This window comes from Nocardia pseudovaccinii NBRC 100343 (assembly GCF_001613225.1).
GTDB classification, from domain to species: domain Bacteria; phylum Actinomycetota; class Actinomycetes; order Mycobacteriales; family Mycobacteriaceae; genus Nocardia; species Nocardia pseudovaccinii.
Window position 1 is genome coordinate 61,184 of record NZ_BDBY01000250.1, and the last position, 21,227, is coordinate 82,410.

The window sequence follows — 21,227 nt, forward strand, 5'->3', positions numbered from 1 at the left end:
CTGATCTTCGGTTGGGGCGACCTCGACCGAGCAGCGTGTCACGTGAGATGGTTCGGACCAGGGCAGTCCCGCCACGGTGACGGAAGAACGCCAGCCGACTGGCCCCGTCCTCACGGGAAGTGACTTGCAGACTGACGATTTCGGGTAGCCGCCGTTGTTGGCACTGGCGGCGATCAGGGCGTGAACGTTGACCACGCGACCGTCTTCCCGGACTTTTCAACACCACCGCATCGGCCGTGACGAATGTGTAGGACCTTGGCCGAGCGGGCGGGTTCGGAACGCCTCGACCGGTGCATCGAGTTCGTGGGCCATCATTGAGACCTGAGACTTGGAAAGCATTGTGGTACTGAGGGATTCGACAAGTTTCTAGATGCTGCGCGTTGACGCGCAGGATGTCGGCCAGGGGATCGCGTCGGCGTGGTCGGACTTGGCCGGTGCCGTGGAGTGGCGTTCCGGTAGCGCGCCAAGGCCCTTGGGTTGATAGCGAATACCGGTCGTCCAGACGCCCGCGGTGCGGCAACCGTCAGCACACGCGGGGGTTTCGATCGCGGCAGGGATCGGGTTGCAGCGCTGTCACCGGCATCGGCCAGCAGTTGGGTGAGGTCCGCGAATCCTGAGTGCCCGGCAGTTCGGCGCCTCCAGATGAAAGGTCCGCTGCTGACGCCCAGGAAGCCGCAGGACCTGGCGTCGTCAGGCCGCGCACCCTGGACCGCGACCTCCACGGTCACGGTGTGCCGAGGCCGATACTTGGGCCCGTTGGATCAGCCCCTTGTGTTTGCCGATGGGTGCCGTGAGCCACGCGCTCGGTGCGCATCGCCGGTGCGATTGGATGACGTCGCTGCGCGGTGAATCGAGATCGCCGTCCTGGGGCGAACGCCGAGCAGGACTACCGACTCCCGCCGCATGGCTGGCGGCCGACCCAGTTATCCGGCGACGGGCAGGATGACTGCGGAGGGATGATCCTGGCTGTGGAATACTTGCTGATCCGCGGCTCGCAAGGTGACCGCGCTACCCCGGGATTCGCCGGTGCCGGGGTTGCGGTTGTAGCGGGGGAAGGCTCCGCTGGAGACTTGGATGCGGATGCGGTGGCCGCGTTTGAACCGGTGGGCGGTCGGCCACAGCGTGACCGTCGCGCAGGTGATCTCATCGGCGTCGGTGAGGCTGATCAGGCCATCGCACACGTTGTGTGAGCGACCTTTTTCGTTGACATCGCACAGCCGCACGAACACATCCGCGTACCGCAGGCTGGAGCGGAACCAGATCTCGGCGGTGACCTCGCCGATCACCTCGACGTCCTGGTCGAGCACGTCGGTGGTGTAGGTGAGCACGTCGGGCCGGGCTTCGAGGCGGGTGTTGTCGACGCTGCCCTCCTTCTCGAAGAAGGACATACGCACGCCGCCGACTGCGGGCGTCGGGTCCGACGGGTCGTAACGGAAGTGGTCCGGGTCGGACTCTCCCGGCGGGTCTGTGGCGAGAGCGCCGCTGGACTTCAAGTGGAACCGCCGACCCTCATAGCCCGGCGGCGGCCAGGATTCGAAGTCACGCCATCTCTGCTCTCCCATGACGAACAGCCGGACCGGTGCCCCCTGCGGTGGTTCGGTTCCGTGGGCGTGCGCCAGGCCGAACTCGAGCGCCTCCCGAATTGCCGCGCCGCCGCTTGCCAGGGGAGAAGAGTGCGGCCACGGCCCCACCGTGAGACGCGGGGCGCGCCCGGCGTCCTGTAGCACCCGGAAGTCGCGGAGCTGGCCGGGCAAGAAGATGTCGTACCAGCCGCCGACCAGGCTGGCAGGCACGGTGATGTCGGTGACTCGGCCGCGATGGTCGGCATCGGCCCAGAACGGATCGTCCCTATCGTGGGCGAGAATGTTCTGCAGATAGTCGTTGCGGTGGCCGAGGGCGACCGCATCGGCCCGGTCGAGCGGCAGTGTGCGCAGGGCGCGCCGGAACTTCCGTTCTCCCAGCAGTGTTCGCGCCAGTGCGAACCCGCGTTCTTGGCCTACGACCTGCACACCCCAACGGAACGGCACTTCCAGGGAGAATCCGTCCTTACGGAGGAACTCCAATGTGAGCGCCGACTCGGACACCCCGGGGATCATCGCCTTCACCTGCGGCGGCACCTTGTCGGCCACCGCCCACTGCGCGTATCCGAGATAGCTGCCGCCGAATAGGATGACCGACTCGCCGAACCAGGGCTGCTCGATCAACCAGTCCAGAGTGTCCAGACCATCCTCGCGTTCACATCGGAACGGATCAAACGATCCGGTCGAGCCAAAGGTGCCGCGAGTGCTCTGCATCAACACCTGGAAACCGCGCTCGGCCAGCGGTCGGGCGGCCAGCTCCGCGACCGTCCCTGTCCGGCCGTAGGGACACCGCACCAGCGCGGTCGGCAGTCCGGCTCGGCCCGTTCTCGGAGCCCAGCGGTCGGCCAACAGGACCGCGCCGTCGCGCATCGGCACCCGAAGGCCACGTTCGACACCGATGTCCCTGGTAAGCGGCGGCGGGAGGTGCTGCAGGCGCTGGGTGAGGTGACTTATCACATTCATTTCGCATGACCTTCGTGGTGGGTGAAACCAAAAACAGAAGCCAGGCGGGTCAGACGCTCCGCCAGTTGCCGGGGATCGGGTGGATGCGCGCCGTCGATCAGCCAGTCGTTGACGATCCCGCTCGCGCCGCTGGCGAAGAACACCGCCAGGTCGTTGCCGGTAGCGCTGTCGAGCACGCCGAACAACTCCCGCACGACCTCCTTGTTGTAGGAGCCGAACACGTGATTCAACGTCCTGGTCATTGCGAAAGCGCACGAGCCGCTCAGCATGGCGCGGTAGAACTCCGAATGATCTGCGAAGTGCTCCGCGACCGCCAGCAGCTGCGCAGGCAGGTCCTCGGCGACATCCACAGTCCGCGGGATCAACTCCTGCCCCACCAAGTGGACCGCCGCCGCCACCAGCAGCGCATCCCGGTCCCCGAAATGCAGATACAGCAGCTTACGGCTCACATCCGCCACGCGAGTGATCTCAGTCACCGCGATTGCCGTTGTTCCCCGTTCGGACACCAGCCGCACCGCAGCCGACATCAGGGCTGCGCGCGAACGCTGCACCCTTCGGTCGTGAACTTCCGACGATGACGACACGCCACGAAATTACCCACCTGTTCCAAAATACACAAGTGTAGAAAAGCGTTGGGACCGGGCAGACGTGGCCAACCGATCCGGATTCAATACCCGTGGTCTCCTCCGAATCCGGCGCCGCATAGACCCAGCTGCTACCTACAGAGGTCGGTCAACCGATCTCGATGACGGTGGGTGTGTTGGCATGTCCTGATCGTCTGGAGGCGCGAGGGGATGGGTCTCGCCGGTGAGTGCGGCAAGGGTCGATGCGACTTCTTCGATGGACGCTCGGACATGGGTGAGGATCGTGCCGTCGTGGCCGCTGGGTGCGGCGTAGGCGCGAGCGATCGTCTCAGTTGTGCCAATTACGCGTGTTTGAGGAGCGAAGAAATCCACTCGATCACGCGGCGGTGTCATCGATAACGCAAATGCGTGCTGTGGGCGGCGCTTCTGACTTGCCTGCGCCACGTCTCGGGGGTCTGAGTGGCCGGGGCAGTCCCGACGGTGTTCGAACACGGATTTGCGTCACGTATGACACAAATACGTGCTCGAGTAATGTGCGAGACGGGACTTGAACACGCGGGAGCAACAATATTGGTGCAAATGTGTGCACGAGTGGTTCTATTGTGCGTCGCTAGAGCTTAGTACAGAATCGGCGATCATATCTGTGATATTTGTATTATATTGAGCTGCAATAGTTTTCGTTCCTTCACGGGAAGTAGCTGAGTGGAGGCCGAGTCGGGGTCTGTCGGTTGGTTCGGCTTCGGGGTTGTCTGGTTCCGAACATGTTGTGGCGTGGGCGGAATTGTTGGTCGAGGGGTTGGTTCCGGTCGCGTGTTGGTGGCGACCGGCATTGTGACCTGCGCTGGGTTACGTTGCGGTACCTGATGTTTCGACTTGACTACCCGGTCCATAGCGCATCCAGGGGCACGACAAACGCGCCTTCGTCGTGTCGGTACATGTGCGCGCCGGTGTAGAGGATGATGGCTGCGGTGAGTCGGTTGCCGAGGCGGTCACGGAGGGCGCGGATCCCGCGGAGGTCTTCGCCGTGGATGCGGCTGCCTGCTTTGACTTCGAAGGCGATGACGCGTCCGTCGTCGCTTTCCAGGACGAGGTCGACCTCGTCGCCGGATCCGGTGCGGAAGTGCCCGTAGGAGACCGGGCCGTCCCACCAGCTGACCTGTTTGAGGATCTCCCCGACGGCGAAGGTCTCGGTGAGGTGGCCGTACTCGGAAAGCGCCGCGGGATCGGCCTGGGCGATCTTCTCTGGGGTCAGTCCCATGCGCCAGGCGGCGACGCCTGAGTCGACCAGGTGAAGTTTCGGCTGGCGCGCCACTCTGGATCCGAGAGTTGTTCCCCAGGCGGGTAGCCGGTAGACGAGGAAGACGGCCTCGAGCAGCCGCAGGTAGTTTTCGGCGCTCGATTTCTCCATGCCGATAACCTGTGCTCCGGCGGAGATGTTGAGCACCTGGCCGGTCCGCGCTGCTAGTTGGTTCAGCAGCCGGGGCAGCATTTCGCGCTGCCGGATTCGACTGATCTCGATCACATCCCGTTCAAGGACCAGATCGAGGTAGTTCGCGTACCACCGAGAACGTGATCGCCCCGCAGGGCGACGCAACGCCACCGGCATGCCCCCGGCAGTGATGCGGCGCGCGTATTCGTCTCGTTGCGTTCGAGAAGCGGATCCGGTGTACTCCGGCAGCCCGCCGTTGAGCAGATTGTGTACGAAATATTCTGGTGTTCCATCGATTTCGCCCTGCGACAGAGGGAGGACCTGAACGATATCGACGCGGCCGGTCAGTGCCTGTCCGGCTTGTGGCAGGGTCGCGTAGCGTGTCGATCCCGCCAGGATGTATCGCCCCGGGCGCAGGTCTCGGTTCAACTCGGCTTTGATCGCATCCAGCAGTTCCGGCACGTGCTGGTACTCGTCGATCAGCACGAGATTGTTCCCGGCGACGAAGCGGCCGGGATCGTTGCGCACCGCCGCGCGCGTTGCGGGGTCGTCGCAGTCGATCACCGGTCGCTGCACTGCGTCGCCGATGTGGGTAAGAAGGGTGCTCTTTCCGACCGTTCGTGGCCCGTTCAGGACCACGACAGGCTCCTCGGTGATCCGAGATCGAACAACCGTGGTAAGCCGTCGGTTTGCGATACCGGTCAGAGTGGCGCCCATGTGGAAATCATGGCACGATCTTCCGCATTTTCGCAGTTTATTTTCCGTATTTTCCTTGAATGAGTTCCGTGTTTATTCCCATCTGATTCCGTGACGGTCGGTGCCGATCAGCTCGCCTCCTGCGATGCGGCCCCAAGCGCCCATGCCGGAGCGGGCGGCCAGGTGCCAAGCGGCATCGCCGATCAGGAGGCCGCTGCTGCGGTGTCGGCGCGGCATTCCGCGGTGGCGGGGTCCTTGACGATCGCCCGGATCTTGTTTCGAATGAACTCGGAGGCGATCTCGTTGGCCTTGCGGCTCATCGCTTGCGGCCTGCGCTCTGGACCGACCCCGCTGCGGCCAAGCGCGGTGCCCCAGTCTCGGCGATCGCCGAGCAGGGCCGTTGGTCCCCAACGCCCTCAGTCGTCTACGGCTACGTCCGCGCCGCCCACCGCTGGAATCAGTACCAGTGCTCTAGCGGCCTTCCCCATCGGGTATGGCTGTTGCGCCACACACCACCGCGGCCCAGGCCAGCTCACCCAAGACTTTGCCTCTGTGCATCCAATATGGCGAGCGGCGCGTTGCCTCACCGCCGAGTTGCCGTGTCGTGGCGGCCGCCGGTCGTACGTCCGGGGTCGGCGGCCCAGAAGGCCAGCAGACGCAGGTTGTCGTGGGAGGGTGTGCCGGGCTCGGCGGTCCATACGATGATCTGCAGGTCGGGGTCGGCGGCCCAGGTGACGGCGTTCCAGTCCAGGTGAAGATCGCCGACGATTCGGTGGCGCAGGTGCTTGACGCCGGTGTCGCGGATGGCGACGTCGTGGGCGGCCCACCATTGGGCGAACTGAGCGTCCAGCATCGAGAGTTCGCCCACGAGATCGGCCAGTTCCACGTCGCCGGGGTTGTCGGCGTTGTGCATCCGCATCTGGGCGATGGCCAGGCGGGTGACGCCTTCCCAGTCCGCGTACAACTCGCGCATCGCGGGGTCGGTGATGAGCAACCTGATGAAGTAGCGCTGCTTCTCGGGGATCTGTCCGAAGTCGGTGATCAGGGCCGTGCCCATGGTGTTCCAGGCGACGATCTCGGTGCGGGGGCCGATCACGAAGCCCGGGGTGTGCGGCATATCGTCGAGCATGCGCTGCAGCTGCGGCAGGGCCTTGGGCTGTGGCGCACGGCGGGCTGGCGGGCGGAAGTCGTCCTTGGCCGCGAGCTCGTACATGTAGGCACGCTGGTCGTCGTCCAAGCGCAGCACCTGGGACAGGGAGGCCAGCACCGCCGGGGAGGCCTGGATGCGGCCTTGTTCCAGGCGGGAGTAGTAGTCGGTGCTGATGGTGGCGAGCAGCGCTACCTCCTCGCGGCGCAGGCCCGGCACGCGCCGCCGGCCGATGTCGGGCAGGCCGACGGTGCCCGGGTCGAGCTCGGCGCGGCGTGCCTTGAGGAATTCGCCCAGTTCGTTGCGGTGAGGGCCAGCGTTCATGGCTCCAGCCTCGCATCGGGTGCCGGTGTTGTCACTGGGAGAGTTTTGTCCCTGGTTGCGCGGTCTGGAACTGTGCGGCATCCCGGCAGCCGACGTGTACGAGAGGGGCTGCCGGGACGGGTCTTCCATGTCGGACGTCAGGCGAGTGCCTTGACGAGTTCCTCGGCCAGCGGGACGGCCGAGGCCGGGTTCTGGCCGGTGAACAGGGTGCGGTCCACCTCGATGTGTGGTTCGAAGATCGGGCCCTCGCGGTACTCGGCGCCCAGTTCGGCCTCGAGCCGGCTCTGGAGCAGCCACTTGGCTCGGTCGGCGAGCCCGTTCGCGGTCTCTTCCGCGTTGGACAGGCCGGTCAGGCGGTAGCCGTGGAATGGGGAGTCGCCGTCGGCGTCGACGGTGGCCAGCAGCGCGGCGGGGCCGTGGCAGACCAGCGAGACTGGCTTGCCGGAGGCGAGCCACTGGCTTAGCAGCTTGCCGGACGCGACGTCGCCGGACAGGTCCTCCATGGGGCCCCAGCCGCCGGGGACGAACACGGCCGTGTAGTCCTCGATGTGGACGTCCTCGATGCGCAGCGGGTTCGCCAGCTCGGTGGCCTCGCGCAACGCGGTCTTCGTCCGTTCGGCGCCATCGGGGCCGCCGTTGAACTCCGGGGTCAGGCTGAGCGCGTCCGCGGTCGGCGGGATGCCGCCGGGGGTGGCCACGTCGATGTCGTATCCGGCCTGCTTGAAGACCGCGTATGGGCCGAGGGCCTCCTCGGCCCAGAATCCGGCCGGCTGCCGGAATCCGTCGGCCAGGGTCCAATGGGTGGCGGCGGTTATGAGGAAAAGGATCTTTGCCATTGGGTACTCCTTGAAGATCGGTGGTGTGCCGGTGGCATCAGGCGTTGAGCGCCCGGTCGAGGACGAGGCTGTCGGCGGCCTGCCGCAGCTCGGCGAGCTTGCCGTCGCGGACGGTCCAGATGTGGATGAACCTGATGTCCGCGGTCTGGCCCTTCTTGGTCACGCAGTGGTAGTGGCCGAGGGCGAAGACGTGGTCGGCGTCATCGGCGTAGTACTTCTCGCCGACCGGGTATAAGGCGTCGACCTGTTCGAACAGTGGGCCGAAGAAGTCGCGGCCGACGCTTTCGAAGCCGTGGTAGACGCCGCCCCCGGGGAAGCCGGGTGTGATGTCCCACAGGATGTCGGGGTCGATGACTTCGGCCAGGACGTCCGGCGCGGCCTTCGACTCGTACATCCTGCGGACGACGGCGATGTTGTCGGTTGCGGACATGAAGGGCTCCTTGCATTTTGGAATCGAGGTATTAGGAGAGCTGCCGACGACATTGCTGTAGCGATCCCGGACAAAGAAGGGAGAGTTTCATCCCCGGATGGCTCAGGGCCTCGATCCACCGATGAGATTCTCAGATGAGCCGAGGTGTCCGCTGACAGCAGGAAATGCCCTTCGCCGGGCTCCGGCCGGGGCGCCGCGTCCTTGGTTCCGAGGCGATCAGGACCCTGCGCGCGGCCGGGGTCACCGCGACGATCCTGTCCACGCGGGCTCGGCCCTCTGCTCGGCGAAGCTCGTGAATGCCTGCCGCGATGCGCCGGGCGTGCAGTTCTCCATCATCCTGGCGAACCGGGAGGTGATTCGCGCGGGCATCGAACGCATCCCCGAGGACGCGTGGACGCCGATCAAGTACCGGCAGGCCGTGTGGGGACGCCGCGGAGGAACGCTGGGTCTCCGAGGCCGAGATCGGTCACTTCGTTCGCCTCACTGAGGACACCGGAGACCCCGCCACCGAACGGACAACCGGCGCTGTGACCTGCCCGAAAGTCCTCCCCAAGGCATCGGGACCTTCGCGTCATCGGTACCCGGTCACAAGAGAATCTGTTCGGTGGATCGAGGCTCAGTCCTTCTTTTCCGGATCGCGACGGTCGGCGCTCCAGGATGCGAGTATTCGCAATCCGTGGTCGGAAGGGCTGCCGGGTTCAGCGGTCCAAATGATGAGGTGCTGTTCGGGGTCGGCGGCGCAGGTGAGGGTGTCCCAGTCGAGGGTGAGCGTGCCGATGACCGGATGGTTCAGATGCTTGGTGCCGACGCCTCGTCCGGCAACGGCTTGGGCGGCGACCCACCAGTGCCGGAACCGCTCGTCCCGGGTGGATAGTTCCCCGACGAGCGCGCTCATGCGGGGGTCGCCAGGGGTGCGTGCGGCCTCGACCTGCAGCAGGGCCACGGCCGTGCGGGCGACGTTCTCCCAGTCTGGGTAGAGCTGACGCATCGTGGGGTCGGTGAACAGCAGCCGGATGTATGTGCGCTGCTTTTCGGGGATTTTCGCGAAGTCGGTGACAAGGGCGGCTGCCAGCGTGTTCCACGCCAGGATGTCGGTGCGGCGGCCCAGCACAATCGCTGGCGTCTCGGTCAGGTCGTTGAGCACGCGCCGTAGCTGGGGCTGCACCTTTTGGCGGGCGCGCCGGTAGTGGCTTCGGTGCGCGTCCGTCCCGGCGAGCCGGAACAGCTGGGCCCGCTGTTCTTGGTCGAGTCGGAGCACCTGCGCCAGAGTGCCCAGGACCGGACTCGATGCCGTGGTGCGGCCTTGTTCGAGGCGGGTGTAGTGGGCGGTGCTGATGGCGGCGAGTATGGCGACCTCATCGCGACGCAGGCCGGCGACCCGTCGCGGCCGTGTGCCCTCGGAAAGCCCGATGTCGCTGGGGGTGAGCTCGGCGCGGCGGGCCTTCAGGAATTCTCCGAGTTCGGTGAGGTTCGGTTCGCTGGCCATACGTTCCAGGATCACATCGGTGATCCCCTCTGTGAGAGGGAGAGATTTATCCCTGGATGAAGTTGTCCCTTCTTCGAGCCTGACGGAGCGTGACAGGGTCGATGTAGTGACAGATCAAAGGGTCTGAAGGAAAGGTTGTCAGCCATTCGGCGCAGAACCGTATCCCGATCCGGCTGGTGTTTCCCAGAGCCGGGTCACGATGGTCGCAGCAAGGAGTGTCCTTTCCATGAAAGCCGTAGGAGTGACCGAGTTCGGCGGCCCCGAGGCGCTGCGCGTGCTGGAGCTTCCGGTCCCCGAGGCGGGACCCGGCGAAATTCGGATCCGGGTGCACGCCGCCGGGGTCAACCCAGTCGACGCGATGGTGCGCCGCGGTGAGGCGTTCGTCTCCGCCGCCCAGCCGCCCTACGTCCCCGGGATGGACGCGGCCGGCGTGGTCGATCAGATCGGCGAGGACACCGATACCGATCTCGCCATCGGCGAACGGGTCATGGCCGTGGCGGTCGTGTCCGGCACGCATGGCGCCTACGCCGAGCACCTCGTTGTCCCCGTCGAGTCGGTGGTCCGCATCCCGCCCGCGCTCTCCGACATGGAGGCCGCCACGCTGCCGATGAACGGCCTGACCGCCCGCATGGCGCTGGACATACTTCAGCCTCCCCCGGGCGGGACCGTGGCTGTGATCGGCGCGGCCGGCGCGGTCGGCGGCTACGCCGTACAGTTGGCCACAGCCGACGGCTACCGGGTCGTGGCCGACGCGGCGCCGAGGGACGAGCAGCTGGTCAAGGAACTGGGCGCCGACGTCATCGTGCCGCGCGGGAACGACTTCGCGCAGCTGGTACGCCAGCACTTCCCCCAAGGCGTGGACGGCCTCGTCGACACCGCTGCACTGGCCGGGATCGCTGCCGGTGCCGTGCGCGACGGCGGCCGGGTGGCTACCTCGGCCGGGGGCGATAGCAGCGGCGAGCGCGGCATCGTCACCCAGCACACCTTCGTGCCGAACTACGCTCGCGAACACGCCAAACTCGACCGCCTTCGGCAGCTTGCCGAAGAAGGGCGGATCACGCCGCGCGTCGCACAGACACTGCCGGCCGAACAGGCCCCCGAAGCGCACCGGCTTATGGCGGCCGGCGGCCTGCGCGGGCGGATAGTGCTCATCTTCTGAGTTGAGAACTCGACCTGAAGCTGCCGACGGACGAGATTCCCTCGGGCTGGCCTGCGCCTACCTGGGTGAACCCGTCCTAACCCAGTCTCGACAGACAAACACTGAAAGAGGTAACAACCATGGAAATCGACGCGACCCTTCCCAGCATCGGGCAGACCTGGCTGGCGGATCTCGGACCGGACACCCCGCTCGGCCATTTCACTGTCGAGATCACCTTCAATTCGGCAACAAGCGTCACCTACCTGGCCACCGGCGGCACCCTCGAGGGCCAGACCGAAACCATGGACTACACCGCCGTGAAGCTTCGCGACGGTCTGTATGCAGTGCGCTGGACCGAGCAGAACGGCGACATGGTCACCCACATCGAGGACTACGACCAAGGGACCTGCATGGCCAGTTCCGTCGTCAGAGGCCAGTTCGTCCAGCTCAACGGCACCTGGACCCGCGTCCGCTAGACCGACATGAGGAAGAAGCACCGATGATGGACAACTACATCTTCGAGCTCGATGAGAACGTCACCCGAACGCCGGTGTCATACAAGAACCGGTATGGCATCACCCTCGCCGCCGACCTGTACCGGCCGAAGGAATTCGACGAGAACCGGCAGTACCCAGCGCTAGTCATCGGTCCGCCCTACAGCGGCGTGAAGGAACAGGGACCCGGCATCTACGCCCAGCAGATGGCCAAGCGCGGATTCGTGGCCCTGGCCTTCGACCCCTCCTATAACGGCTACAGCGGCGGCGAGCCGCGCCACTCATCGTCCCCGGACATCTTCGTGGAGGACTTCAGCGCCGGCGTGGACTTCCTGGGCACGCGCCCGTTCATAGACCGGGAGCGCATCGGCGGGATCGGGCTCTGCGGCAGCGGCGGCTTCGTGCTCTCCGCCGCCCAGGTCGACCGGCGTATCAAGGCGGTGGTCACCTCCGCATTGGTCGACATCTCGAAGCTGGCCGCCTACGGCCCCACCGGGGATCTCACCGGCGAGGCGCGCGCCGCCATGCTCGACGCACTCGCCGAGCAGCGGTACGCCGACTTCCTGAACCCGGTGCCGGTGCTCGGCCCGCGCGGGGCGGCGATCGGGTTCGACGACGACACCGAGCCGGTGTGGCGCGAGTTCGGCACGTTCTACTCCACGCCGCGCGGCTACCATCCGAACTCGATCACCCAGTTCACAGCGACCAGCGACCTGGCGTTCGCCAACTTCGCGCTCCTGTCCCACCTGGACTGGATCTCGCCGCGGCCGATCCTGCTCATCGCCGGCGAGCAGGCCTTCTCCCGGCGCGTCAGCGAGGACGTGTACCAGGCCGCTTCGGAGCCGAAGGAACTACTGCTCGTCCCCGCTGCCAACCACGTGGACCTCTACGACCGGACGGATCTCATTCCGTTCGACAAGGTCGAGCAGTTCTTCACCAAGCACCTGGCGTGAAATCTCCCACTCCACGGACGAAAGGCGAGTGAGAACCATGCAGTACACGCATCTGGGCCGCAGCGGCCTGCGGGTCAGCCGCATCGCGCTGGGCACGATGAACTTCGGCTACGTCACCGACGAGGCCGCCAGCTTCCAGATCATGGACGCCGCCCTGGAATCCGGCATCAACCTGTTCGACTCCGCCGACGTTTACGGCGGTCCGCAGACCCCTGACATGGCGCAGGGCTTCGGCCTGTCCGAGGAGATCATCGGACGCTGGCTCGCCCAAGGTGGCGGCCGGCGCGAGCAGATCGTGCTGGCCACCAAGGTGTACCAGCCGATGGGACTCGGCCCGAACGACAAGTACCTGTCCGCCTACCGGATCCGCAAGGCAGCCGAGGCCAGCCTGCGCCGCCTGCAGACCGATCACATCGACCTGTACCAGATGCACCACATCGACCGGGAAACCCCCTGGGAGGAGATCTGTCAGGCAATGGAGCAGCTGGTCCGCGAAGGCAAGGTGACCTACGTTGGCAGCAGCAACTTCGCCGGCTGGCAGATCGCCACCGCTCAGAGCACCGCGACCGCCCGCAACTTCCTCGGCCTGGTCTCCGAGCAGAGCCTGTACAACCTCACCGCCCGGACCATTGAACTCGAAGTCATCCCGGCACTGCGGTACTTCGGCCTGGGCTTGATCCCGTGGAGCCCGCTGGCTGGCGGGTTGCTCGGCGGCGTGCTGCAGAAGGTGCAGGAGGGCCGCCGTGCCACGCCGCAGATGCTGGCCAGTATCGAGCGCTACCGCCCGCAACTGGAGGCGTACGAGAAGCTGTGCGCCGACCTCGGCGAACAGCCCGCCGATGTCGCCCTGGCGTGGCTGCTGCACAACCCGGTCCTCACCGCCACCATCGTCGGCCCCCGCACCGCCGAACAGCTTGCCACCAGCCGGCGTGCCCTGGATGTGACGTTGTCGCCGGACACGCTGGACAGGCTCGACGAGATCTGGCCTGGCCCCGGCGGCGAGGCCCCCGAGGCCTACGCCTGGTAGCCACGATGCGCACCAACTCCTGACCACCTCCGCGATGAAAGTGAAAGCACCATGCGCGCAACCATGATCTACGCCCCCGGTGACATCCGGGTGGAGGACCGCCTCACACCCGGGATCATCAACCCGACCGACGCGGTCATCCGCACCGTCGCCAGCTGCGTGTGCGGGTCCGACCTGTGGGCCTACCGCGGTCTGGACGAACTCGGCGAGCCGCACCCGATGGGCCACGAGTACGTCGGCGTCGTCGAAGAGGTCGGCAGCGAGGTCTCCTCCGTCAAGCCCGGCCAGTTCGTCATCGGCTCCTTCGCCACCTCCGACAACACGTGCCCGAACTGCCGCAACGGCTACCAGTCCAACTGCGTGCATCGCGAGTTCATGAGCACCTGCCAGGCCGAGTACATCCGTATTCCTAACGCCGGCGGCACCCTGGTGGCCACCCCCGGTCAGCCGGACGACGCCTTCGTACCCAGCCTGCTCACCCTGTCCGACGTGATGGGCACCGGCTGGTACGCGGCCAAGGCCGCCGAGGTCAAGCCCGGCTCCACCGTCGTGGTCGTCGGCGACGGCGCGGTCGGCCTGTGCGGCGTCATCGCCGCCAAGGAACTCGGCGCCGAGCGCATCATCGCCATGAGCCGACACGAGCCGCGGCAGAAGCTCGCGACCGAGTTCGGCGCCACCGACATCGTCACCGAACGCGGCGAGGAAGGCGTCGAGCGCATCAAGGAGCTGACGAACGGCATCGGCGCCGACAGCGTGCTGGAGTGCGTCGGCACCACCGAGTCGATGCGGCAGGCGCTGCATGCCACCCGCCCCGGCGGCAACGTCGGCATCGTCGGCGTCCCGCACGATGTCGCGATCGACGGCGTAGAGCTGTTCTTCTCCCACGTCGGCCTGCGCGGCGGCCCGGCGCCGGTCCGCGGCTACCTGCCCGACCTGATCGACCGGGTCCTGGACGGCCGCATCAACCCCGGCAAGGTCTTCGACCTCACCCTGCCCCTGGAGCAGGTCGCCGAAGGCTACAAGGCCATGGACGAACGCCGCGCCGTCAAGGCCTTGCTCCGGCCCTGACCGCTCCGAGCCCCTCGTGGGCGCGAGCCTGACCGGCGCTGCGTGTCAGATTCCGAAGGCGCCTGCACGGATGGCTGAACCCGCCTGCCGTTTCTGCTGAACGGCGGTAAAGCCGGGCTATCGCCGATCCGGGAATTGACCCGTCCGGCGCGCGTAGCCCTGCTTGGCGAAGTCCGAGCATTCCGGGCATTCGGCGATAATCGGGTGGCTACACACGGTGAGGTGTTCGAGGAACTGATCGGTGGCCTGCAGCACGGCAATTCGGTCACGCACCTCAGCGCGATGAGCGGCGATGAGGGCTAGTACTGCAACGACACCTACGTGAGTTGGTGCTGGTAGATGTGATGTGTGGTGTTGGATCGTGTTGTGGCGGAGTTGGATTCGTTGATGTCGCGGATCGGGGGCCGGTTCGCGCGGTCGGAGCCGAGGGTTCGGGTACGTGAGTACGTGTCGGGGCTGTTGGCGGGTCTGGAACGTAAGAACGGGTGGACACTGGCGGAGCGTGCTGGGGAGGCGGGCCCGGAGGGGATGCAGCGGCTTTTACGCAAGGCGGACTGGGATATCGACGGGGTCCGCGACGACGTACGCGCCTATGTGGTCGCCCACCTCGGCGACCCCGAGGCGGTGGTGGTCGCCGATGAGACCGGTTTCCTGAAGAAGGGGGTGAGATCGGCCGGGGTGCAGCGCCAGTATTCGGGCACCGCGGGACGTACGGAGAACTGCCAGATCGGTGTGTTTCTGGCGTACGCGTCCCGGCACGGGCACGCACTGATCGATCGGGAACTGTATGTTCCCCGGTCGTGGACCGATGACCGGGAGCGCTGCCGGGCCGCGGGGATCCCCGACGAGGTGGAGTTCGCCACCAAACCCCGGCAGGTGATAGCCATGCTGGAGCGGGCGCTGGCCGCGGAAGTGCCGTTCACGTGGTTCACCGCCGACGAAGCCTACCGTCAAGCCGGTTACCTGCGTGATTGGCTAGCCGACCGCGATGTGTTCTATGTGATGGCCACCCGCTGCGACCAGCAGGTGAACACTCGCGCGGACCGTACCGAACGCGCCGAGGTGCTGATCGCGGAACTGCCCGCATCCAGGTGGCAGCGACTGTCGGTTGGTGCGGGCGCCCACGGGCCCCGCGAATACGACTGGGCCCGCCGCCAGATCGATGGGACCTGGGCCAGTGGGCGCGGGCATTGGTTACTCGCCCGCCGTTCGCTGACTCCGAACCGCAAGGGCGAGTACGAAATCGCCTACTACCTCTGTTACGGACCCGCCCGGTCCCGGCTGGTGGACTTGGCCTGGACAGCAGGGTCGCGCTGGCACGTGGAAGAAGCATTCCAGCAGGCCAAGCGCGAGGCAGGCCTCGATCACTACCAGGTCCGCACCTGGCGCGCCTGGTATGCCCACATCACCTTGTCCATGCTCGCCCTGGCCTGGCTAGCAGCGTCGAAAACCATTGCCGCAAAGGGGGACTCGCCGATACCGGCGAAGACACGATCGCTCTTACGCTACCGGAAATCCGCCGCCTGCTCATCGCATTCGTGCTCACCCGCCACCACCGGGCCGACCACATCTGGGCATGGTCGAGATGGCGACGCCGCCGACAACACCAAGCCCGCTTATCCCACTACCGGCGCCGCGGCCACCCACTCACCTGAGTGTCGTTGCAGTGTTAGAGGGGTGAACGAACTTCTACTCGCGCACGCGCCGGTGTCACCGGTGACGGAACTGTGTGCCGCGAGCGGCCTCGCTGTCGCATCTGTGCCAACGTCTGACGGCTCGAGCGAGGGGGAGTGTGCGCGAGAAAGTGGTCGAGCACCGATTTGCATCATATTTGACGCAAATCGGTGCTCGAGTAATGCGCGAGAGGGGACTTGATCACGCGGAGGCAACAATATTGGTGCAGATGTGTGCACGAGTACTTCTATTGTGCGTCGCTAGAACGTAGCACAGAATCTGCGATCATGCTGTGAGAATTGTATTCTATTTAGCTGCAACGGTTTTCGACACGTCAGTGGAAATAGCTGAGTGACAGGCCGGCGTCGGGTTCGGTCGGTTGGTTCGGCTTCGGTTCGTTGTCTGCTTCAAACGTGTTGTGGCATGGGCGAATTTGTTGGCCGGACGGCGCGGTCGTGGATGCGTCCGGCGGCACCGGCCGTGCACATGCTGTTGACGATGCGGTCGTGGATGGGTCTCGGGACCGGGCGTGGGGCGGTGCGTATCGCCTGGATCAGTTCGTGCAGGGGTGTTTGTGGTCGGATGACTGGCGCGATCACCTCGCAGGCCACCACCTATTGGCAGCGCCGAAGCGTTGGGCTTGGCGATGCTGGATTGCGTTGTGGGTCAAGGGGCGCCTCCGTGACCGACGCGTTCGAGTGGACGGCTAGGGTGCGGTTGGCCGCACCGCCGGGCGCGTGAACGATTTCCGGGAGCTCCAGGCTTCTGTAGGGTTCACGCCGGGAGGGGACTTGACCACTACGCACACACGCTTCACCAACGGAAATCGCTGGTTTGGGGGAGCAGCCGCGAATTTCTCCACGCGTTGTGCCCGCCGCTCAGCCGATTGCTGGGGCGAACGGTCCGTCCGGATTGGCGGGCGGCGTTAGTGGCCGCATCAAACTGACCCTGTTCTGCACCTCTTTGTCGAACCCGGGCCGGGGCGTTCTCATCGGTCTGGTAGTGCGTGTGGGGCATGTAGACGCACGGCGGACAGTAGCTCACGCAGACTCGGGTTCACCATGGGGTGTCCGGCCACGCTGACCGTGGGGACCGTTTCGTTGCCGTCGGCGACAGACCGGACGTAGGCGGCGGCGTCGGGGTCGCGCTAGATGTTTCGTTGGATGTACCGCAGCCTGGTCAGTCGTAGCTGCAGCAGAAGTTTCATCGAGAAGGGGCAACCGGGTCGCGTGTAGACGACGACTTCGTCGCTGGGGGCCGGTGATGTCACTGGTTTCTCCGTGATTCGAGCGGGGTGAGACGTAGCACCGCGTTATGTTTGGGGACAGTGGTGATATTTCGAACGTAGGGCTGTTCGCGGTCTCGGGTGGTGGTCAGCTCCCAGCGGGTGAGGATCTCGGACAGGATGATCGTTCCTTCGGTGAGTGCGAAACCCGCGCCGAGGCAGCGACGGACTCCGCCTCCGAACGGTAGCCAGGTATTGGGGGCGGGATTGGCGCCGAGGAACCGATCGGGACGGAATTCCTCTGGTTGCGGGTGATTGCGGGGGTCGTTGTGCGCCAACAGGATCGAGGTGTTGACGACGGTTCCCTCTGGCAGTCGGTGCCCGTCGATCACGGTGGGTTGGGTGAGTTTGCGAGCGGTCGAGACGATGACCGTGTGGCGGCGCATGCCCTCCTTCAGGACGGCCTCCAGATACTTCTCGTCGCCGTCGAGCGCGGCCGCGCGTGCTGTGGCCTGCAGTTCGGCATTGCGCGCCAGCTCCCACAGCGTCCAGGCGAGGGCAGCGGCGGTGGTCTCGTGCCCGGCCAGCAGCAGCGAGATCAACTGGTCGCGCAATTCTGCGTCGGTCAGCGGCTCGTCGGTGTCGGCTTCGACGCGAATCAGGCGTGAGAGCACGTCGGTGCGATCGTGAAGGTCGGTGGCCGCGCGCCGGGACCGGATCTCGCGATACAGGATCGCGTCGATGCGCGCCTGATTGTCGGCGAACCCCTTCCATGGTGGAATCCGCTGCAGCCGGGGAAATATGAACCCGACGAAGATCGCGGGCGGGATGTTGATGATGGCGTCGAGCCGACGCACGAGTTCGGCCTTCGTCTCCGGATCGGTCACGCCGAACACGACGGTGATGATGATGTCGAGAGTGAGCCGGTTCATCGCCTGGAGAATGCTGGTGTCGTGTCCAGGCTTCCAGGACGCGGCTTCGGCGTGTGCGAGTTCGGTGATCATCGACCGGTACCCCCGCAGGGCGGCGCCGTTGAATGCGGGCATGAGCAGCCCACGTACGCGCCGGTGGGCGTCTTCGTCGGCCAGCAGCACCGAATGCTCGCCCATGACGAAGCCGAGAATCTGATTGCCCTCTCCCGCATGGAGTTTGCTTGGATGGGCGCGGAAGATCTCGCCGATCGCGTTGGGTGCGGCGAACACCACCAGATCATCGGCGTAGGGCGGGACACGCAGGCTGAACACGTCGCCGAAGCTCCGCGCGAGGCTGGGTAGGAACCATTCCCGGTATTTCAGATACAGGACGCTCTGCACATAGGTCGGCAGCCGCGGCCCTGGCGGGTAGGTCTGGGAGCCACGTCCGGTGAGCGTCGCGATCATCGATGTCAGGCCCATCGCAGCCCCGCTTCGGTGACGCGCTTCCGCAGCACGCGCACGAACTCGGCCGCTTCACCGTCGACTCCCGCGAAGTCCGCGGGCCCCATGATCAGGTGGTGTCCATCGTCGGTGGCGGCGACGAGCGCCGGTGTGGCCTCCGCGGTCAGCTGCGCGATCTCGGCCGAACGTTCGTCGCGGTGCACCAACTCGAACGGCACCGCCAGCTTGCACATCACGTCCTTCCACTGGGGATTGGTGCGAATTCCCCGGTGGGTGATGTCGCACAGGGCGCATTCGGCTGTCCCGCGAAGCTTGCCCAGCGCATACGCCAGCTCGCCCCGGATCCCTCCGTCACCGTTGAAAATCCCGACCAGACCACGCACGACCGTCATGAGCACCTCCGTGTAAACGAACGTTTAGATTAAACGTATGTTTACATGCTAGGTTGAGCCCATGCAATACGGCGGCAATCGGGACAAGCTCCTTCTCGGCGCGCTCGAGTGCATTCGGACACTCGGCTACGGCGCTACGACCTCCCGCGACATCGCCCGTGCGTCCGGCGCGAATGTCGCGTCGATCAGCTATCACTTCGGCAGCAAGGAGCAGCTGCTCGAACAGGCCCTCACCCAATGCTTCTACGGCTGGACCGATCGCCTCGAAGCCGCCCTCGCGGCCGGCAGCGCGGCCACGAGTCTGCGCGAACAGCTGGTGAGCATCTTCCGCGCGACCGTCGACAGCTTCGCCGACACCCGGCCCGAGGTGCACGCCTGCGTCGAATCTTTCGCTCCCGCATTGCGATCCGACACCGTGCGTGCCGCACTCGCCGACGGTTACCAACGGGTTCGTGAGCGCGCGCAGGAACTCACCCGCCAAGCCATCGCACCCTACGGAATCGACAACTCCCTCGACTTGCGCGCCACGACCTCCGTCGTGCTCGCCATCATCGATGGCTTGATGATTCAGTGGATCGCCGATCCCGACACAACGCCGAACGCTGAAGAGGTGGCCAACGCGCTGGCAGCGCTCGGTGCCATCGCGGCCACATAGAACCGCTATGGCACGGCGGGCGGAGCGGGCCTCTTACCTCACAGCCGCGCTCGCCAGCGCTGCGGTGGCCTTCTCGATGTCGTGGGGTGTGGTCCAACCCCCAGCGCTGGCCGAACTGCCGCCATCGCCCGCTGCTCGGGCAGCCCCATCGCGGCGAGCACGGGCGAGGGGTATGGGTGCCGGTATGGCAGACGGAACCGGTGGATGCGGCGATTTCCGATGCGGCAGTGAGGATTTCGTGTCCGAGGCGCCCATCGATGCTGATGTTGATGTCATTGGGCAAGCGTTGCCATGGCCAGCCGCCTGGCGGCCGAATTCGATTCCTGCGATCGTCGCGCAAATCGGCTCTTGACTCGGTACTTGGGTACAGGGTTGAGAATGGCGGTATGCGGAGCACGGAGCTGGCTACCCGTGCCGGGGTGAGTGTGCAGACACTGCGGTACTACGAACGCCGGGGTCTGCTCGCACCGCCGCCGAGGTTGCCGTCGGGGTATCGGGCGTATCCGGCCGACGCGGTGGCGGCAGTCCGGTTCGTCAAACGAGCACAGCAGCACGGGTTCACACTCGAGGAGATCGGTGAGCTTCTCGATCTTGCCGACGGCGGACCCGATGACTGCAATGCCGCTCGTGAATTAGCGGAACGCCGGATGACCCAGCTCGCGCAGCGGATCGCTGATCTGCAACGGATGCAGCTGTCGCTGGCCGAGCTCGTCACGACATGTGAACTACCACGTCGCGACCGGCGCTGCCCGCTGTTGCATATCCTGCACGAGGAAGGTGTCACCGATGAAACTGGAAATTCTGCAGGTCCCTGACTGTCCCAACGCTGCGGTGCTGGAGGAACGGATCCGGCAGGCGCTGACCGGCGAACTGGTCGACATCGAGGTCATCCATCGAGTGCTCGACACTACGGCCGACGCTGCGGCGGCGGGCATGACTGGTTCACCGACTCTGCTCGTCGACGGCAGCGATCCCTTCGCAGTACCTGGTCAGGAGCCGAGCCTGTCGTGTCGCCTGTACCCCTCGGACACAGGCGGCCTCGGTGGCGCGCCGTCGATCGCTGCACTGCGCCGGGCGCTGGACGTGGACACGTCCCAGGCGCCGCCCGCCCCGGCTGTTGCCGCTGACTGCTGTGCTCCCGCATCGGGAACGGATTCAGCGGCATGGATGCCGGAAGCGCCGCGAGAGGCGGCGCGGCCCTCCGACCCGGCCGAACGCGCGCTGCACTACGCCATTCTGCAGACCTTCGCCACCCAGGGCCGGGCACCGGTCACCAGCGATCTGACCGGGGTCGCCGCCGAATATCATGGCGATGTCGATGAGGTCCTGGGCCGTCTGCACGACGCCGATGTGATCCGTCTCGACTCGTCCGGCAACATCGCAGCGGCATACCCGTTCTCTGCCTCACCCACCCCGCATCGGGTCCGTATCACAGGCGGGGCAACGGTTTACGCGATATGTGCTATCGACGCGCTGGGCATTCCCGCCATGCTCGACACCGACGTCGTGATCGAGTCGGTCGACCCGTCGAACGACCGAGCGATCACGGTAACCGTCCAAGATTCGGTCGCGGCCGCACAGCCGCAAACCACGGTCGTGTTCGTCGGGGCGCAGGCGGCGCAAGGGCCGTCCGCGGATACCTGCTGCAACTATCTGAACTTCTTCACCGATCGCCAGACCGCGCAGGCATGGATGGCCGCGCACCCGCATATCGGTGGCGTCATCCTGGATCTCACCGAGGCGCAGCACC

17 protein-coding genes and 2 pseudogenes are annotated in these 21,227 nt (G+C 65.8%); 9 read left to right on the top strand and 10 right to left on the bottom strand.

All coding sequences use genetic code 11. The features are described from left to right. Nucleotides 1–55: 55 nt before the first annotated feature. The 8 genes and pseudogenes from NP3_RS50770 to NP3_RS31225 form a co-directional block, all read right to left on the bottom strand. Nucleotides 56–366: pseudogene (locus NP3_RS50770) on the bottom strand (transposase); the annotation flags it as partial. Nucleotides 367–923: 557 nt separating this feature from the next. Beyond that, entirely contained in the window at nucleotides 924–2,543 is a 1,620-nt protein-coding gene (locus tag NP3_RS31195) for a CocE/NonD family hydrolase (RefSeq protein WP_063045188.1), read from the bottom strand. Beyond that, nucleotides 2,540–3,094, bottom strand: coding sequence for a TetR/AcrR family transcriptional regulator (locus NP3_RS31200; protein ID WP_063045189.1), 555 nt, complete (start codon nucleotides 3,092–3,094; stop codon nucleotides 2,540–2,542). The genes NP3_RS31195 and NP3_RS31200 overlap by 4 nt, the downstream gene beginning before the upstream one ends. 910 nt (nucleotides 3,095–4,004) lie before the next feature. Further along, complete coding sequence (locus NP3_RS31205) at nucleotides 4,005–5,195, bottom strand: ATP-binding protein (protein WP_218024971.1); 1,191 nt, start codon at nucleotides 5,193–5,195, stop codon at nucleotides 4,005–4,007. Between the two features lie 640 nt (nucleotides 5,196–5,835). Further along, on the bottom strand, nucleotides 5,836–6,723 hold the full coding sequence (locus NP3_RS31210) for a helix-turn-helix domain-containing protein (protein WP_063045191.1): 888 nt from the start codon (nucleotides 6,721–6,723) through the stop codon (nucleotides 5,836–5,838). A 137-nt stretch (nucleotides 6,724–6,860) separates the two neighbouring features. Then, complete coding sequence (locus tag NP3_RS31215) at nucleotides 6,861–7,559, bottom strand: type 1 glutamine amidotransferase domain-containing protein (protein ID WP_063045192.1); 699 nt, start codon at nucleotides 7,557–7,559, stop codon at nucleotides 6,861–6,863. A 37-nt stretch (nucleotides 7,560–7,596) separates the two neighbouring features. Continuing rightward, nucleotides 7,597–7,989, bottom strand: coding sequence for a nuclear transport factor 2 family protein (locus NP3_RS31220; protein WP_063045194.1), 393 nt, complete (start codon nucleotides 7,987–7,989; stop codon nucleotides 7,597–7,599). A 616-nt stretch (nucleotides 7,990–8,605) separates the two neighbouring features. Then, nucleotides 8,606–9,475, bottom strand: coding sequence for a helix-turn-helix domain-containing protein (locus tag NP3_RS31225; RefSeq protein ID WP_063045196.1), 870 nt, complete (start codon nucleotides 9,473–9,475; stop codon nucleotides 8,606–8,608). A gap of 226 nt (nucleotides 9,476–9,701) precedes the next feature. On the opposite strand from NP3_RS31225, the gene NP3_RS31230 reads away from it, so the two are divergent. The 6 genes and pseudogenes from NP3_RS31230 to NP3_RS31255 all read left to right on the top strand — a co-directional run. Then, nucleotides 9,702–10,634 (top strand): NADP-dependent oxidoreductase, encoded by a 933-nt coding sequence (locus tag NP3_RS31230; RefSeq protein WP_063045198.1) that lies wholly within the window; start codon nucleotides 9,702–9,704, stop codon nucleotides 10,632–10,634. Between the two features lie 119 nt (nucleotides 10,635–10,753). Further along, the gene (locus NP3_RS31235; protein ID WP_063045200.1) at nucleotides 10,754–11,089 is read left to right on the top strand and encodes a MoaF-related domain-containing protein; all 336 of its coding nucleotides are present in this window, start codon (nucleotides 10,754–10,756) and stop codon (nucleotides 11,087–11,089) included. 23 nt (nucleotides 11,090–11,112) lie between these two features. Continuing rightward, on the top strand, nucleotides 11,113–12,060 hold the full coding sequence (locus tag NP3_RS31240) for an alpha/beta hydrolase (protein ID WP_218024972.1): 948 nt from the start codon (nucleotides 11,113–11,115) through the stop codon (nucleotides 12,058–12,060). A 37-nt stretch (nucleotides 12,061–12,097) separates the two neighbouring features. Then, a complete protein-coding gene (locus NP3_RS31245) occupies nucleotides 12,098–13,087 on the top strand; it encodes an aldo/keto reductase (RefSeq protein WP_063045202.1) in 990 nt (329 codons plus the stop codon). A gap of 51 nt (nucleotides 13,088–13,138) precedes the next feature. Next, entirely contained in the window at nucleotides 13,139–14,155 is a 1,017-nt protein-coding gene (locus NP3_RS31250; RefSeq protein ID WP_063045204.1) for a zinc-dependent alcohol dehydrogenase family protein, read from the top strand. 348 nt (nucleotides 14,156–14,503) lie between these two features. Beyond that, nucleotides 14,504–15,628: pseudogene (locus tag NP3_RS31255) on the top strand (IS701 family transposase); the annotation flags it as partial. Nucleotides 15,629–17,095: 1,467 nt separating this feature from the next. Here NP3_RS31255 and NP3_RS31260 read toward each other — a convergent pair. Both NP3_RS31260 and NP3_RS31265 read right to left on the bottom strand, forming a co-directional pair. Continuing rightward, entirely contained in the window at nucleotides 17,096–18,448 is a 1,353-nt protein-coding gene (locus tag NP3_RS31260; protein ID WP_245721186.1) for a cytochrome P450, read from the bottom strand. Then, the gene (locus NP3_RS31265; RefSeq protein ID WP_063045206.1) at nucleotides 18,439–18,822 is read right to left on the bottom strand and encodes a hypothetical protein; all 384 of its coding nucleotides are present in this window, start codon (nucleotides 18,820–18,822) and stop codon (nucleotides 18,439–18,441) included. The genes NP3_RS31260 and NP3_RS31265 overlap by 10 nt, the downstream gene beginning before the upstream one ends. Nucleotides 18,823–18,883: 61 nt before the next feature. On the opposite strand from NP3_RS31265, the gene NP3_RS31270 reads away from it, so the two are divergent. The 3 genes from NP3_RS31270 to NP3_RS31285 form a co-directional block, all read left to right on the top strand. Next, on the top strand, nucleotides 18,884–19,477 hold the full coding sequence (locus tag NP3_RS31270; protein WP_063045208.1) for a TetR/AcrR family transcriptional regulator: 594 nt from the start codon (nucleotides 18,884–18,886) through the stop codon (nucleotides 19,475–19,477). 386 nt (nucleotides 19,478–19,863) lie between these two features. Further along, nucleotides 19,864–20,292: a MerR family transcriptional regulator gene (locus tag NP3_RS31280; RefSeq protein ID WP_063045211.1), complete on the top strand. Its 429-nt coding sequence runs from the start codon at nucleotides 19,864–19,866 to the stop codon at nucleotides 20,290–20,292. Next, the coding region (locus NP3_RS31285; RefSeq protein ID WP_063045212.1) for an alkylmercury lyase family protein at nucleotides 20,264–21,227 on the top strand (964 nt) is incomplete at its 3' end. The genes NP3_RS31280 and NP3_RS31285, both read left to right, overlap by 29 nt.